Genomic DNA, 14,095 nt, shown 5'->3' with positions numbered 1-14,095 from the left:
GTGCGGGGTGGTGCGGGTGCTGTGCCGGTGATGCGGGATCAGGGGCGTCTCCTGCCCGAGCGCCGCAGTCGCGACAGCCAGGCCAGGAAGCTGGTGGACACCACCGAGAGCACGAGCAGCACTCCGGTGATGATGTTGATGACGTCGGAGGTGACGTTCGCGAGGCGCAGGGCCGAGGCGATCACGCCGATCAGGATCACGCCGGCGATCACGCCGTGCAGGGCGCCGCGGCCGCCGAAGATCGACACGCCGCCCAGCAGGACGGCCGCGATCACCTGCAGCTCGAGCCCGGTCGCGTTGTCGCCGCGGGCGGAGCCGTAGCGGAGCGTGTAGTAGATGCCGGCCAGCGCGGAGACGGCGCCGGAGACCACGAACAGGATGAACTTGGTGCGGTTCACGTTCACGCCGGAGAAGATCGCCGCCTCGTCGTTCAGGCCGATGGCGAAGACGCCGCGGCCGAAGCGGGTGGAGTGCAGCACCACCGCGAAGACGATCGCCAGGATCGCGAACGGCAGCACCACCAGCGGCACCGGGCCGACGAGCTTCGCCTTCGCGAGGTCGGTCCAGAACTCGGGGAAGTCCGTCACGGCCGTGGTGCCGAGCAGTCCGACCGCGAGCCCGCGGTAGAGCGCGAGCGTGCCGATCGTGACGGCGAGCGAGGGCAGTCCGACGACGGTGACCAGGAAGCCGTTCAGCGCTCCGCCGACGGCGCCCGCCACGATCGCGATCAGCGCTGCGACCTCGAACGGCACTCCGGCCTGGTGCAGCGTGCCGGTGAGCACGCTCGCCAGCCCGACGGTGGAGGCGACCGACAGGTCGATCTCGCCGGTGATGATGATCAGCGTCATCGGCAGCGCGATCAGCAGCGTCGGAGCGATGTCGAGGAAGAGGTAGGTGATGGTGATCGGCTTGTCGAAGCTCTTCACCGAGGCGGAGGCGACGACGATCACGAGGATCAGCAGCAGGACGATCGCCGTCTCGCGGCTGAAGAGGATCCGCTGCCAGGCCGGCCGGGCGTAGTCGCGGTACTCGCGCGCGGTGCGCACGGCGGTGGTGTCGGTGACGAGGCTCATCAGGAGTCGTCCCTCTCTTCGAGGAGCTTGCGGGACTGTCGGAGGGAGAGCACGCGGTCGAGCACGATGGCGCCGATGATCAGCACGCCGACCACCGCCCGCTGCCAGAAGTCGGGCACGCCCAGGATCGGCAGGGCCCGGTTGATGGTGAGCAGCAGCACCGCGCCGATCGCTGCGCCCCAGACCGTGCCGGAGCCGCCGAAGATCGCGACGCCGCCGATCACCGCGGCGCCGACGGCGTCGAGCTCGTAGCCGGAGCCGGCCTGCGAGTTGACGGTGCCGTAGCGCGCCGCGTAGAGGACGCCGGCCAGGCCGGTCAGCGCGCCGGAGACGACGAAGGCGACCAGGATGCGCCGGGTGACGGGCAGGCCGTAGAGCCGCGCCGCGTCCGGGTCGGAGCCGATCGCGTAGAACTCGCGGCCGGCGCGCTGGTTGCGCAGGTACCAGCCCGAGGCGATCAGCACGACGAGCGCGATGATCGTGAGGTACGGGATGGTGAGGAACTGCCCGGTGCCCAGGGCGAGGAAGTCCTTGGGCATGTCGGACGCGTTGATCCGATCGCTGCCCGTCCAGGCGACGTTGATGCCGCGATAGGCGTAGAGCGTGCCGAGAGTGATCACCAGTGCCGGGACCTTCGCGAACGCGACGAGCGCGCCGTTGATCAGCCCGAGCAGTCCGCCGAAGACGATGCCGGCGGCGAAGACGGCGAGGATCGGGATCCCCGGCACGTCGAGGAACAGCCGGCCGGTGAGGTAGGCGGTCAGCCCCAGGATCGAGCCGACCGAGAGGTCGACCGAGCGGGTGATGATCACGATGGCCTGGCCGACCGCGATCAGGATGAGGATCGACGGGGTCAGCAGCAGGTCGCGCCAGCCGTCGGGGGAGAAGAGGAAGGTCGGGTTCTTCGCGGTCGTCGCGATGACGACGAGGATCAGCGCGAGCAGGATGCCGGTCTCGCGGGCCCGGACGAAGGAGCCGAAGCCGGAGGCGAAGGCGTTGGGCTTGGCAGCGGGCACGCGCTTCTGCGTCGGTGCCTGGGCGGTGCTCATGCGGCTGCTCCTCTGGTGGCGGCGAGCATGACGGTCTCGCTGGTGGCCTCGGCCCGGTCGAGCTCGGCGGTGATCCGCCCCTCGCGCATCACCAGGACGCGGTCGGCCATGCCGAGCACCTCGGGCAGCTCGGACGAGATCATCAGGATCCCCATCCCCTCCCCGGCGAGCTGCGAGAGCAGCCGGTGCACCTCGGACTTGGTGCCGACGTCGATGCCGCGGGTCGGCTCGTCGATGATCAGGACCCTCGGGTTCGTGGCGAGCCACTTGCCCAGCACGACCTTCTGCTGGTTGCCGCCCGAGAGCGTGCCGGCGACGGTGTCGAGCGCGTCGGTCTTCACCTCGAGCCGCGCGGCCCAGTCGCGCGCGGCGGTGTTCTCGCGGCGGCCGGTGATCAGGCCGCCCTTGGAGAGCGACTTCTGGATCGCCATCGTGATGTTGCGCGACACGGAGGAGTCGAGCACGAGGCCCTGCTTGCGGCGGTCCTCGGGGACGAGAGCGAGCCCGGCGCGCATGGCGGCCGAGGGGCTGCCCGCCGGGATCCGGCCGCCGACGAGGGTGACGGAGCCGGAGTCGTAGGGGTCGACGCCGAAGACGGCGCGGGCCACCTCGCTGCGGCCGGCGCCGACGAGGCCGGCCAGGCCGACGATCTCGCCGGCGCGGACGGTGAAGGAGATGTCGTGGAAGACGCCGGCCGAGGTGAGGCCGCTCACCTCGAGCAGGACGTCGGTGATCTCGGTCGCCTGCTTGGGGAAGAGCTCGGTGATGTCGCGGCCGACCATCTCGCGGACGATGCCGTCGACGGTGGCGTCCTCGGTGGCGGTGGTGGAGATGTAGGCGCCGTCGCGCATCACGGTGATGGCGTCGCAGAGCGAGAAGACCTCGTCGAAGCGGTGCGAGATGAAGATCAGCGCCCGGCCCTCGTCGCGGAGCGAGCGGGCGACGGTGAAGAGGCGCTCGACCTCGACGCCGGAGAGCGCGGCGGTCGGCTCGTCCATCACGAGGACCTTCGCGTCGAGCGAGATGGCCTTGGCGATCTCGATGATCTGCTGGTCGGCGATCGAGAGACCCTCGGCGGGGCGGTCGGGGTCGATCCGGACGCCGAGGCGCTCGAAGAGGCCGACGACCTCGGTGCGCATCGCCTTGCGGTCGATGCGGCCGAGGCGACCGCGGGGCTGCCGGCCCATGAAGATGTTCTCGGTGACGCTGAGATCGGGGAAGAGCGTCGGCTCCTGGTAGATCACGGCGATGCCCGCGGCCTTCGACTGCGCGGTCGAGGAGAAGTCGACCGGTTCGCCGTCGAGGAGGAACTCGCCCGCGTCGCGCTGGTGCACTCCGGCGATGATCTTGACGAGCGTCGACTTGCCGGCGCCGTTCTCGCCGACCAGCGCGTGGATCGACCCGCGGTGCACGGCGATGGTGCCCGAGCGCAGCGCGACGACGGCGCCGAACGCCTTGACCACGCGGGCGAGCTCGAGTGCGGGTGGCGGATCTGATGCCACGGGTGGTACCTCCTCATCGAGGGGAATCGCGGTCAGGTCCCGGCTTCGGATGAAGAGGACCTGAATCGATTCATCCAGCTTCATCGCTACTATAGGGACGCTGAGCCGGAGCGGTCAACGCGAGATGCGGCTCGGCGTCCCAAGGGAGGCGATGTGGCGCGAGTGAGCATCCGCGACGTCGCCCTGCGCGCCGGCGTCTCGGTCGGCACGGTCTCCAACGTGCTGAACCGGCCGGACGAGGTCTCCGACGACTCGCTCGCCCGGGTGAACGCCGCCGTCGAGTCGCTCGGCTACGTGCGGAACGACGCGGCCCGGAAGCTCCGCAACGGCGTGAGCTCGACCGTCGGCTTCGTGGTGCTCGACGGGCAGAACCCGTTCTTCAACGACGTGGTGCGCGGCGCCGAGGACGAGGCCTCCCGCCACCAGATCGCCGTGCTCTACGGCAACACCGACGAGGACCCGTCGCGCGAGCGGCAGTACCTCGACCTGTTCGAGGAGCAGCAGGTGCGCGGCGTGCTGATCGCGCCGTACGGCGACATCTCGCAGCGGCTGGAGAAGCTGCGCGGGCGCGGGGTGCCGGTCGTGCTGGTCGACCGCTTCAGCGGCGACGGCCGCTACAGCTCGGTCTCGGTCGACAGCGTCGCGGGCGGGCGGATGGCGGCCGAGCACCTGATCGCGACCGGGCGGCGCCGGCTGGCCTTCGTGGGCGGGCCGTTCGAGATCCGCCAGGTCACCGACCGGCTGGCGGGCGCGCGGGTCGCGGTGGAGAACAGCGATGCGTCGGTCGATCTCGAGGTCGTGGCGACCACGGCGCTGACCGTCGCGCAGGGGGTCGCCGCCGGGATGCGGATCCTGGCCCGGCCGCGCCGCGACCGCCCCGACGCGCTCTTCGCGGCCAACGACCTGGTCGCGCTCGGGCTGCTGCAGGCGCTCGCCGTGGACGGGCGGATGCTGGTGCCGGACGAGATCGCGCTGATCGGCTTCGACGACATCTCGTTCGCCGCGGCCGCCGCCGTGCCGCTGTCCTCGATGCGGCAGCCGAGCTCCGTGATCGGGCGGACGGCGCTGCGCGTGCTGTTGGAGGAGGCGGCGGACCCGGAGCTGATCCCGCGGCAGACGGTGTTCCTGCCGGAGCTGGTCGCGCGGGCGTCGACGCGGGCGCGGCGCTGACGGCGGCACCTGCGGATCGGCCTCCCGCTAGCGTGGACGGGATCGTCGACCGGATCCGAAGGAGCATCTCGATGACCGCAGCACGCCAGGACACCGTCAGCACCGCCACTGTGCGGCACCTCCCGTGGGCCGCGCCCGCGCGGGAGCCCGCGATGAGCACCGCGGTCGACCGCCACGGCCGCTGGCGGCTGACCAGCCGCTCGGTGCTGCGCGACGGTCGGCCCTTCATCCCGGTCTCCGGTGAGCTGCACTACAGCCGCGTGCCGCGCGCTCGGTGGGAGGAGCGGCTGCGGCTGATGCGCGCGAGCGGCGTGACGGTCGTGGCGTTCTACGTGATCTGGATCCACCACGAGGAGGTGCGCGGAGAGCGCCGCTTCGACGGGGACCTCGACGTCGGCGCATTCGTCGACCTCTGCGCCGAGGTCGGGCTGGACGTCGTCCTGCGGGTGGGGCCGTGGTGCCACGGCGAGGTCCGCAACGGCGGCTTCCCGGACTGGGTGCAGGCCGCCGAGGTGGAGCACCGGACCGACGACCCCGAGTACCTCGAGCTCGTCCGGGACTGGTTCGGCGCGCTCGGCGGCGAGCTGGCGTCGCGGTGCGGACCGGGCAGCAACGTGGTCGCGATCCAGATCGAGAACGAGATCTACGACCAGCCCGGGCACATCCGGACCCTCAAGGGCCTGGCCCGGGAGGCGGGGCTGACGGCGCCGATCTGGACGTCGACGGGCTGGGGCGGCGCCGACCTGCCGCTGGACGAGGTGCTGCCGCTGTTCGGCGGCTACGCGGACGGCTTCTGGGTCGAGTCCGACTCGCCGTGGGACTCGACGTTCCGCGACCACTTCTTCTTCAGCCACCAGTGGGACGACCCGGGCATCGGCGCCGACGTCCGCGGCGCGACGACGGACGCGGTGACGCCCCGCGCCCCCTCGCTCGACTACCCGCCGGCGACCTGCGAGCTCGGCGGCGGCATGGCCACCGCCTACCACCGGCGCCCGGCCGTGCAGCCGCTCGACATCGCGGCGGTCGCGCACACCAAGATCGGCAACGGCTCGGCCTGGCAGGGCTACTACATGTACACCGGGGGGACGAACCCGCGCAGCGCCGCCGCCGACGGACTGCAGGAGTCGCAGGCGACCGGCTACCCGAACGACCTGCCGCGGTTCGACTACGACTTCCGCGCGCCGATCGGAGCGAGCGGCCGGCCGTCGCCGACCCTCGCGCTGCTGCGGCGCCAGCACGCCTTCCTCGAGGCCTTCGGCGAGCGGCTCGCGCAGATGCCGTCGACGCTGCCGGACGAGCTGCCGGTCGACCAGCAGGACACGGACACGCTGCGCTGGGCGCTGCGGAGCGACGGGTCGAGCGGCTTCGTGTTCGTCACCTGGCACCAGCCGCACGAGCCGCTGCCGGAGCACCCGGGCGTGGTGCTCGAGGTGGGTCTCGACGACGAGGTCGTGCGGTTCCCCTCGGTGAGCACGCCCGTGCCGGCCGGGACGCTGATGGTCTGGCCGGTGCGCCTGACGGTCGGCGGGGTCCGGCTGGACTGGGCGACCGCGACGCCGCTGACGCTCCTCGACGGGGCGGAGCCGACGCTGGTCCTGGTGGCGGCCGCGGGCGTCGTCGCCGAGCTCGCCTTCGCCGAGGGCACGCGGCTGGCGGTGGACGGGGAGCGGCGGGACGGCGCGCTCCTCCGCCTCGATGTCGAGGAGCCGGTGCTGGTACGGGCGCAGGGCGACGGCGGGGCGTGCTCGGTGCTGGTCCTGTCGGCGGAGGCGGGCGAGGAGGCGTCGGTGCTCGTCGACCAGGGCTCGGGGGAGCGCCGCCTCGTGCTGTCGGAGGACCCGGTCTGGCTCGACGGAGCGGGGCGGATCGCGGGGGACGTCCGGGCGGGGAGCCGCCTGCCGCGCGCCTACGACCCGGAAGGGCAGCGCTTCGTCCCGGTCGCCGGATCAGCGGCGTCGATGCGGCCGGAGACGGAGGCGGTCGAGGCGCCCCTGCTCCGCGCGAGCGACGCCGTGCCGGTGTCCTACGGCGAGTCCGCGGGGCGCGCCTCCGCACCCCGGGACGCCGACTTCGCCGCCGCGGCCGCGCACCGGCTCGAGCTGCCGGAGACCGATCCGGCGGCGCAGCGCCGCGAGCTCGAGATCCACTGGGCGGGCGACGTCGCCCGGATCCTCGTCGACGGCGAGGTCGTCGCCGATCAGTTCTGGGACGGTGGGCCGTGGGTGCTCGACCTGGACGAGTTGAACGCGGGTTCCGGGGACGTCGTCCTGGAGATCCTGCCGATGTCGCCCGAGGCCCGGATCGGCCTGACCGGGAGCGCCGAGGAGCGCCGGCGACGAGACGCTTCTCCTCTTCTCGAGCTCGGCCCGGTCGTCGTGGCGCACTGGTACCGCTGGACCGAGGACTGACGAGCGTCCAGGTGGCGTGCACGCCCGGAATCTAGGGTGGGCGGATGACCTCCTGGAGCGCCGCAGACATCCCCGACCAGACCGGCAGGACGTTCGTCGTCACCGGCGCGAACAGCGGACTGGGGGAGGCGACCGCGCGGGCGCTCGCCGAGCACGGCGCCCGCGTGGTCCTCGCCTGCCGGACCGTCGAGAAGGGCGAGCGGGCTGCCGAGCGGATGGGCGGCGACGTCGTCGTCCGGCGGCTCGACCTCGCCGACCTCGCCTCGGTGCGCGAGTTCGCCGAGGCGACCGGGCCGATCGACGTGCTGGTCAACAACGCCGGCATCATGGCGGTCCCGGAGGGGCGCACCGCGGACGGCTTCGAGCTGCAGTTCGGCACGAACTTCCTCGGCCCGTTCGCGCTGACCGGGCTGCTGCTGCCGCGGATCGCGGACCGCGTGGTGTCGCTCTCGAGCCTCGCACACCGCTTCGGCGCGCTCGACTTCGACGACCTGAACTGGGAGCGCCGCCGCTACAGCCCGTGGCCGGCATACGGGCAGTCGAAGCTGGCCGACCTCGTCTTCGCGTTCGAGCTGCACCGGCGCCTGCGCCGGGCCGGCTCGAGCGTCGGCTCGATGGCCGCGCACCCCGGCATGTCGGTCACCGAGCTGCACACGCACACCGGCGACGGGCAGGGCGCGATCATGGGCGCGCTGATGCGCACGGTCGGGCAGAGTGGTGACGACGGCGCGCTGCCGACGCTGCTCGCGGCGACCTCGCCCGACGCGCGCTCCGGCGCCTACTACGGACCGGGCGGCCTCGGCGAGGTCCGCGGGGCGCCGCGCCAGGTGAACCCGAACCGCGCCGCCCGCGACCGGGACGCCGCGCGCCGGCTCTGGGACCGCGCCGTCGAGCTGACCGGGGTGTCGCCGCTCGACGAGGGCTGAGCGAAGCGCCCTTCCGCGGACACCCGCCTCCTCCGCGTCCCGGCTCCTCCGTACACTGGCGAGCGCGCGGGAAGCCGCCGCCGGACCCCGAGGAGCACCGTGGCAGCACGACGAACGACCGCCGCCGCGACGCTGCACGACGTCGCCCGGGCGGCGGGAGTGTCCCTGGCCACCGCCTCGCGCGTGCTCAACGGCAGCGCCCGCAAGGTGCAGGGCGAGTACCGCGAGCGGGTCGAGGCGGCCGCGGCCGAGCTGGGCTACTCCGCGAATCCGGCGGCGCAGGCCGTCGCGCGCGGGACCACCTCGACGATCGCGCTGCTCGTCAGCGACATCACCGACCCGTACTTCTCGGGCATCGCCTCCGGGGTGATCGGCGCGGCCGACGCGTCGCGGCTGGACGTGCGGATCGCCGTCACCGACCGCGACCCGGACAAGGAGCTCGGCCTGGTCCGCTCGCTGCGCGGTGGGCGGCCGCGGGCGATCGTCCTGGCCGGCAGCCGCTTCGCCGCCGACCGGCACCGCGACGCGCTGATCGCCGAGCTGCAGGCCTACGAGGCGTCCGGCGGGCGGGTCGCCATGATCAGCCAGGGCGGGCTGCCGTTCCCCTCGGTGCAGGTGGACAACCGCGCCGGAGCGCGTGCGCTCGCGGCGGCGCTCGCCGAGGCCGGCTACCGGCGCTGCGCGATCGTGCGCGGTCCGGAGGCGGTGCTGACGTCGTCCGACCGGGTCGCGGGGTTCCTCGAGGGGCTGTCCGCGGCGGGGGTGAGCGTCGATCCGGATCTGATCGTCGAGGCGCCGCTCACCCGGGACGGTGCGTTCGACGCCGCAGCCGCGCTGCTGGCCGGGCGCTCCGCCGACATCGACCTGGTCTTCGCCGTCACCGACCTGATGGCGGTCGGCGTCGCCTCCGCGATGCGCGCGGCCGGAGTCGAGCCCGGCGCGGGCATGGGCGTCGCGGGCTTCGACGACGCGCCCATCGCGGAGGACGTGCACCCCGGCCTGACCACGGTCGCGGTGCCGCTCGCAGCGCTCGGCGAGCGCGCCGTCGCCGCGGCCCTCGGCGACGACGCCGACGGGGCCTCGGTCGAGCTGCCCACCCGCGTCGTCCTGCGCGCGAGCACCCCGCCGCGAGTCGCGCCGGCCGCGTAGCGCGCGCCATGCTGGTCGAGTAGCCCTGCAGGGGCGTATCGAGACCCGCCGTCCCCCGAAGGGCAGGTCTGCAGACCCCTGTTCTAACGGTGGTGGATCTCGATACGCCCGCTGCGCGGGCTACTCGATCAGCATGGAACACGTGCAAGCGTGTCGGCGCGGGTCCGCACGTGCTGGTCGAGTAGCGCGCAGCGCGTATCGAGACCCGCCCACTGCCGTTCCTCCGCTGGATGGGAAAGCGCTTGCCCGCAGGACCGGTCCGCGGCTAGCATCAGGAAAACGCTTCCCACTCCTCCGAAAGGCGCACCGTGTCAGAGTCGACCACCCCCACCCTCGGGATCATCCTGAACGGCGCCTCCGGCCGGATGGGCTACCGCCAGCACCTCGTCCGCTCGATCCTGGCGATCCGCGAGCAGGGCGGCGTGCTGCTCTCCGACGGCACCCGCGTGCAGGTCGAGCCGCTGCTGGTCGGGCGCTCCGAGGCGAAGCTCGCCGAGCTCGCCGGCAAGCACGGCCTGACGAACTGGACCACCGACCTCGACGCCGCGCTCGCCGACCCGAAGTGGCAGGTCTACGCCGACTTCCTCGTGACGAAGGCGCGCGTCCCCGCGATCAAGAAGGCGATCGCCGCCGGCAAGCACATCTACACCGAGAAGCCCACCGCGGAGTCCTACGCCGAGGCGCTCGAGATCGCCGAACTGGCCAAGGAGGCCGGCATCAAGAACGGCGTCGTGCACGACAAGCTCTACCTGCCGGGCCTGCAGAAGCTCAAGCGCCTGATCGACTCCGGCTTCTTCGGCCGCATCCTCAGCGTCCGCGGCGAGTTCGGCTACTGGGTCTTCGAGGGCGACTGGCAGGCCGCGCAGCGCCCGAGCTGGAACTACCGCAGCGAGGACGGCGGCGGCATCATCGTCGACATGTTCCCGCACTGGAACTACGTGCTGGAGAACCTCTTCGGACCGATCGAGGGCGTCTACGCCAAGGCGACCACCCACATCGAGACCCGGGTCGACGAGAACGGCGCGCCCTACACGGCGACGGCCGACGACGCGGCCTACGCGATCTTCGATCTCGCCGGCGGCATCACCGCGCAGCTCAACTCCTCCTGGGTCGTGCGGGTCGACCGCAAGGAGCTCGTCGAGTTCCAGGTCGACGGCACGCTCGGCTCGGCCGTGGTCGGCCTCTTCGGCGCCAAGATCCAGCCGCGCGTCGCGACCCCCAAGCCCACCTGGAACCCCGACCTGCCCGAGACGCACGACTACGCGGAGGACTGGCAGGAGCTGCCCGTCAACGACGTGTTCGAGAACGGCTTCAAGACCCAGTGGGAGCAGTTCATCCGCCACGTGGTCGAGGACGCTCCGCACGAGTACGACTTCTTCGCCGGAGCGCGCGGCGTGCGCCTGGCCGAGCTGGGCCTGGAGTCCTCCCGCGAGGGCCGGCGGATCGACGTCGCCGCGCTCGACGCCGCCGCCGACGCCGAGGTGCTCGTGCAGGCGGGCGCCGTCCAGTGAGCGGGCTGACCCTGCTCGGCGCCGACGGCGCGACCCGCTCGATCGAGCTGCTGCCCGCTCCCGCGCACACGCGGCCCACCGCTCCGCTGCGCTCGCGCACCGCCTACGCCGCCGCGCACGTCGTGCCGCTCGTGCACGGCGAGAACCGGCCCGGCCACCCGGCCCAGATCGACTGGGACGCCACGCTCGGCTTCCGCCACCACGTCTGGTCCTGGGGGCTGGGCGTCGCCGACGCGATGGACACCGCGCAGCGCAACATGGGCCTGGACTGGACCGCGACGCAGGAGCTGATCCGCCGCAGCGCCGCCGAGGCCGCCTCGGTCGGCGGGGCGCTCGTGGTCGGGATCAACACGGACCAGCTCACCGAGGACGTCGTCCCGCTGGACACCGTCATCGACGCCTACGTCGAGCAGCTCGCCTTCGCCGAGGACGCGGGGGCGGAGGTCGTGCTGATGGCCAGCCGTCACCTGGCCCGCGCCGCGGAGACCGCCGCCGATTACGAGCGGGTCTACGCCGCCGTGCTCGCCCGCGCCACGAAGCCGGTCGTCCTGCACTGGCTCGGCACCGCCTTCGACGGCGTGCTCGAGGGCTACTTCGGCGCGGCCGACCCGGTCGACGCCTTCCCGGTCGTGCAGCGGATCATCGAGGACAACCTCGACTCGGTGCGCGGCATCAAGATGTCGCTGCTGGACGCGGACGCCGAGATCGCGCTGCGCTCCCGGCTGCCCGAGGGTGCGACCCTCTTCACCGGCGACGACTTCAACTACGTCGGCCTGATCGAGGGCGCCCCCGACGCCGACGGCACGCCGCGCTGGTCGGACGCGCTGCTCGGCGCCTTCGCCGCGCTGGCACCGAGCGCCTCCGCCGCCATCCAGGCACTGGACGCGGGCGACACCGCCGAGTACCGCCGCGTGCTGGGCCCTACCGAGGCGCTCTCACGCCAGGTCTTCGCCGCGCCGACGCAGTACTACAAGACCGGCGTCGCCTTCCTCTCCTGGCTGAACGGCCACCAGCCGGCCTTCTCGATGGTGGGCGGGCTGCACTCCGCGCGCTCGCTGCCGCACCTGTCCGAGATCGTCCGGCTCGCGAACGCCTCCGGTGCGCTGGAGCGGCCGGAGCTCGCGGCCGACCGCTGGACCGGGCTGCTCGCGCTGAACGGCGTCGAGGTCACCCGCGGCGTCGAGGCGCTGCACCTGGTCGAGGCGGTCACCGCGTGAGCGCCGACCCGCGCCTCTCGCTCAATCAGGCCACGATCAAGCACGCCTCGCTCGCCGAGGCGCTCGACACCACGGTCGCCGCGGGGATGTCCGCGATCGGCCTCTGGCGCGAGCCGGTCGCCGAGGTCGGGCTGGCGGAGGCCGTGCGCCTCGTCGCCGACTCCGGCCTGCGCGTCTCCTCCCTCTGCCGCGGCGGCTTCTTCACCGCGCCCGAGGGTCCGGAGCGGCGGGCGGCGATCGACGAGAACCGCCGTGCGATCGAGGAGACCGCCGCGCTCGGAGCCCCCGCGCTCGTGCTCGTCGCCGGCGGGCTGCCGGCCGGCTCGCGCGACGTGATCGGCGCCCGGGCCCGCGTGCAGGAGGCGCTGGCCGAGCTGGCCGACGACGCCGCGGCGGCGGGCGTGCAGCTCGCCATCGAGCCGCTGCACCCGATGTACGCCTCGGACCGCGCCGTCGTCTCGACGCTCGGCCAGGCCCTCGACCTCGCCGCGCCGTTCGACGCGGCCGCGGTCGGCGTGGTCGTCGACACCTTCCACGTCTGGTGGGACCCGCAGGTGCTCGCGCAGATCGCCCGCGCCGGAGCGGAGGGCCGGATCGCGAGCTACCAGGTCTGCGACTGGGCGACCCCGCTGCCGGCCGACGTGCTGCTCGCGCGCCGCTACCCGGGCGAGGGTGTCATCGACTTCGAATCGCTCACCCGCGCGGTCGTCGAGGCGGGCTACGCCGGCGACGTCGAGGTCGAGATCTTCCACCAGGAGGTCTGGGACACGGCGTACCCCGAGGTCGCGGAGCGCGTCGTCGCGTCCTTCGCCGAGACGGTGTCGCCGCACCTCTGAGAGGCGCACCCCTGAACTCCCGGTCCGCCGTCGCTGGAGGGTGAGCGGCGGACCGGGCTTCTTCTTTCTAGAGGAGCGACGCGCTCAGCTCCACGGCAGATCCAGCGCGTCGAACGTCGTCTCGCGGCGCAGCGCCTCCTGCAGCGCGTGCTCGACTCCGTCGACCACGCGGTGGCGCCCCTCGACGTCCTGCACCTCGCGCCAGGCGTCCGCGGGCAGCGCGCGCGGCGACGGAGCCGCCATCACCGCCTCGAGCAGGCGGAGGAAGCCGCCGGTGCGCTCGATCCCGGCGTGCAGCGGCGTGCCCAGCTCTCGGGCGGCGAGCAGCCCCTCGAACGGCGTGATCCGGTCGAACTGCAGCGTGCGCGGCGGCAGGTCCTCGCGCACGAGCTGCACCACGTCGAGGGTGTAGTAGAACCGCAGCGTCCCGCGGGTGCCGACGATCTCGACGGAGGGCTCCTCCGGCCGTTCGGCGCAGAGGGTGACCGCGGTCGTGACCCGCAGGCCGTCGGCCAGGGTCAGGACGGCGACCGAGGTGTCGTCGGCCTCGATGTCGTTCGCGCGGCGCAGGTCCAGCCGCACGTCGACGACGTCCTCGAGCCGGTCGGCGCCGGCGATCGCGAGGGCGGTGGCGGTCGCGTGCGAGAAGGGGTTGGTCAGGACGCCGTCGGCGACGACCGCGCCGTCGAGCGTGCGGCGGCCGGCCCAGGGGGAGCGCGACCAGTAGCGGTCGTCGCGGACCCAGACTCCCGAGGCGCCGTAGCGCAGGACGTCGCCGATCTCGCCGTCGGCCACGGCCGCGCGGATCGCCGGGATCGCGGAGGAGCCGAGGCTCTGGAAGCCGACCTGCACGAGCGAGCCGGTCGCCGCGGCGCGCTCCGTGATGGCGGTGAACTCGGCGAGCGAGGCGGCGGGCGGCTTCTCCAGCAGGACGTCGTTGCCGTGGTCCATCGCCGCGAGCGCGATCGCCGCGTGGGTGTGGATCGGGGTGCTGATGATGACGACGTCGGTGCCGCCGGCGGCGAAGAGGCCGGTCGCGTCCGGGTGGTGCGCGACGCCGTCGGGGAGCAGCCCCTCGACCGGCGGCCGCGGGTCGGCGACGCCGATGAGCCTGACGCGGCCGTCGCGGTGCGCCGCGAGGACGGCGCCGAGGTGCGAGGCGCCGTAGCCGCCGATGCCGACGAGCCCGATCCGGGGGATCACGGTCGGACTCCGGAGAGCGGGCGGCTGCGGTCGTCTCGTCTGCGCTGCATG

General features: G+C 73.1%; 11 protein-coding genes. 7 read left to right on the top strand and 4 right to left on the bottom strand.

Annotation, left to right across the window (positions count from 1 at the left end; genetic code table 11):
- Nucleotides 1-38: 38 nt before the first annotated feature.
- The 3 genes from EDF22_RS14265 to EDF22_RS14255 are packed head-to-tail and all read right to left on the bottom strand — an operon-like array spanning nt 39 to nt 3,624.
- Nucleotides 39-1,073, bottom strand: a complete 1,035-nt coding sequence (locus tag EDF22_RS14265) for an ABC transporter permease (protein ID WP_123705495.1) — start codon at nt 1,071-1,073, stop codon at nt 39-41.
- On the bottom strand, nt 1,073-2,122 hold the full coding sequence (locus tag EDF22_RS14260; protein WP_123705494.1) for an ABC transporter permease: 1,050 nt from the start codon (nt 2,120-2,122) through the stop codon (nt 1,073-1,075). The genes EDF22_RS14265 and EDF22_RS14260 overlap by 1 nt, the downstream gene beginning before the upstream one ends.
- Nucleotides 2,119-3,624: a sugar ABC transporter ATP-binding protein gene (locus EDF22_RS14255; protein WP_260303467.1), complete on the bottom strand. Its 1,506-nt coding sequence runs from the start codon at nt 3,622-3,624 to the stop codon at nt 2,119-2,121. The genes EDF22_RS14260 and EDF22_RS14255 overlap by 4 nt, the downstream gene beginning before the upstream one ends.
- 153 nt (nt 3,625-3,777) lie before the next feature.
- On the opposite strand from EDF22_RS14255, the gene EDF22_RS14250 reads away from it, so the two are divergent.
- From EDF22_RS14250 to EDF22_RS14220, 7 genes are all read left to right on the top strand, one after another.
- Complete coding sequence (locus tag EDF22_RS14250) at nt 3,778-4,794, top strand: LacI family DNA-binding transcriptional regulator (RefSeq protein ID WP_123705492.1); 1,017 nt, start codon at nt 3,778-3,780, stop codon at nt 4,792-4,794.
- A 71-nt stretch (nt 4,795-4,865) separates the two neighbouring features.
- Nucleotides 4,866-7,202, top strand: coding sequence for a beta-galactosidase (locus EDF22_RS14245; RefSeq protein ID WP_123705640.1), 2,337 nt, complete (start codon nt 4,866-4,868; stop codon nt 7,200-7,202).
- A gap of 44 nt (nt 7,203-7,246) precedes the next feature.
- The gene (locus EDF22_RS14240) at nt 7,247-8,128 is read left to right on the top strand and encodes an oxidoreductase (RefSeq protein WP_123705491.1); all 882 of its coding nucleotides are present in this window, start codon (nt 7,247-7,249) and stop codon (nt 8,126-8,128) included.
- Nucleotides 8,129-8,227: 99 nt separating this feature from the next.
- Nucleotides 8,228-9,277 (top strand): LacI family DNA-binding transcriptional regulator, encoded by a 1,050-nt coding sequence (locus EDF22_RS14235; protein WP_123705490.1) that lies wholly within the window; start codon nt 8,228-8,230, stop codon nt 9,275-9,277.
- A gap of 365 nt (nt 9,278-9,642) precedes the next feature.
- Complete coding sequence (locus EDF22_RS14230) at nt 9,643-10,788, top strand: Gfo/Idh/MocA family protein (RefSeq protein ID WP_123705639.1); 1,146 nt, start codon at nt 9,643-9,645, stop codon at nt 10,786-10,788.
- Entirely contained in the window at nt 10,785-12,005 is a 1,221-nt protein-coding gene (locus tag EDF22_RS14225) for a DUF993 family protein (protein ID WP_123705489.1), read from the top strand. The genes EDF22_RS14230 and EDF22_RS14225 overlap by 4 nt, the downstream gene beginning before the upstream one ends.
- Entirely contained in the window at nt 12,002-12,841 is an 840-nt protein-coding gene (locus tag EDF22_RS14220; RefSeq protein ID WP_123705488.1) for a sugar phosphate isomerase/epimerase, read from the top strand. Before EDF22_RS14225 ends, EDF22_RS14220 begins: the two co-directional genes overlap by 4 nt.
- Nucleotides 12,842-12,925: 84 nt before the next feature.
- Here EDF22_RS14220 and EDF22_RS14215 read toward each other — a convergent pair whose 3' ends face one another.
- Nucleotides 12,926-14,044 carry a Gfo/Idh/MocA family protein gene (locus EDF22_RS14215; RefSeq protein WP_123705487.1) on the bottom strand — a complete coding sequence of 373 codons (1,119 nt, stop codon included), beginning with the start codon at nt 14,042-14,044 and terminating at the stop codon, nt 12,926-12,928.
- Nucleotides 14,045-14,095 lie beyond the last annotated feature (51 nt).

It is taken from the genome of Rathayibacter sp. PhB127, assembly GCF_003751665.1.
Taxonomy (GTDB): domain Bacteria; phylum Actinomycetota; class Actinomycetes; order Actinomycetales; family Microbacteriaceae; genus Rathayibacter; species Rathayibacter festucae.
The sequence above is the reverse complement of the archived record's forward strand: the minus strand, read 5'-3'. Positions and strand labels throughout refer to the sequence as shown.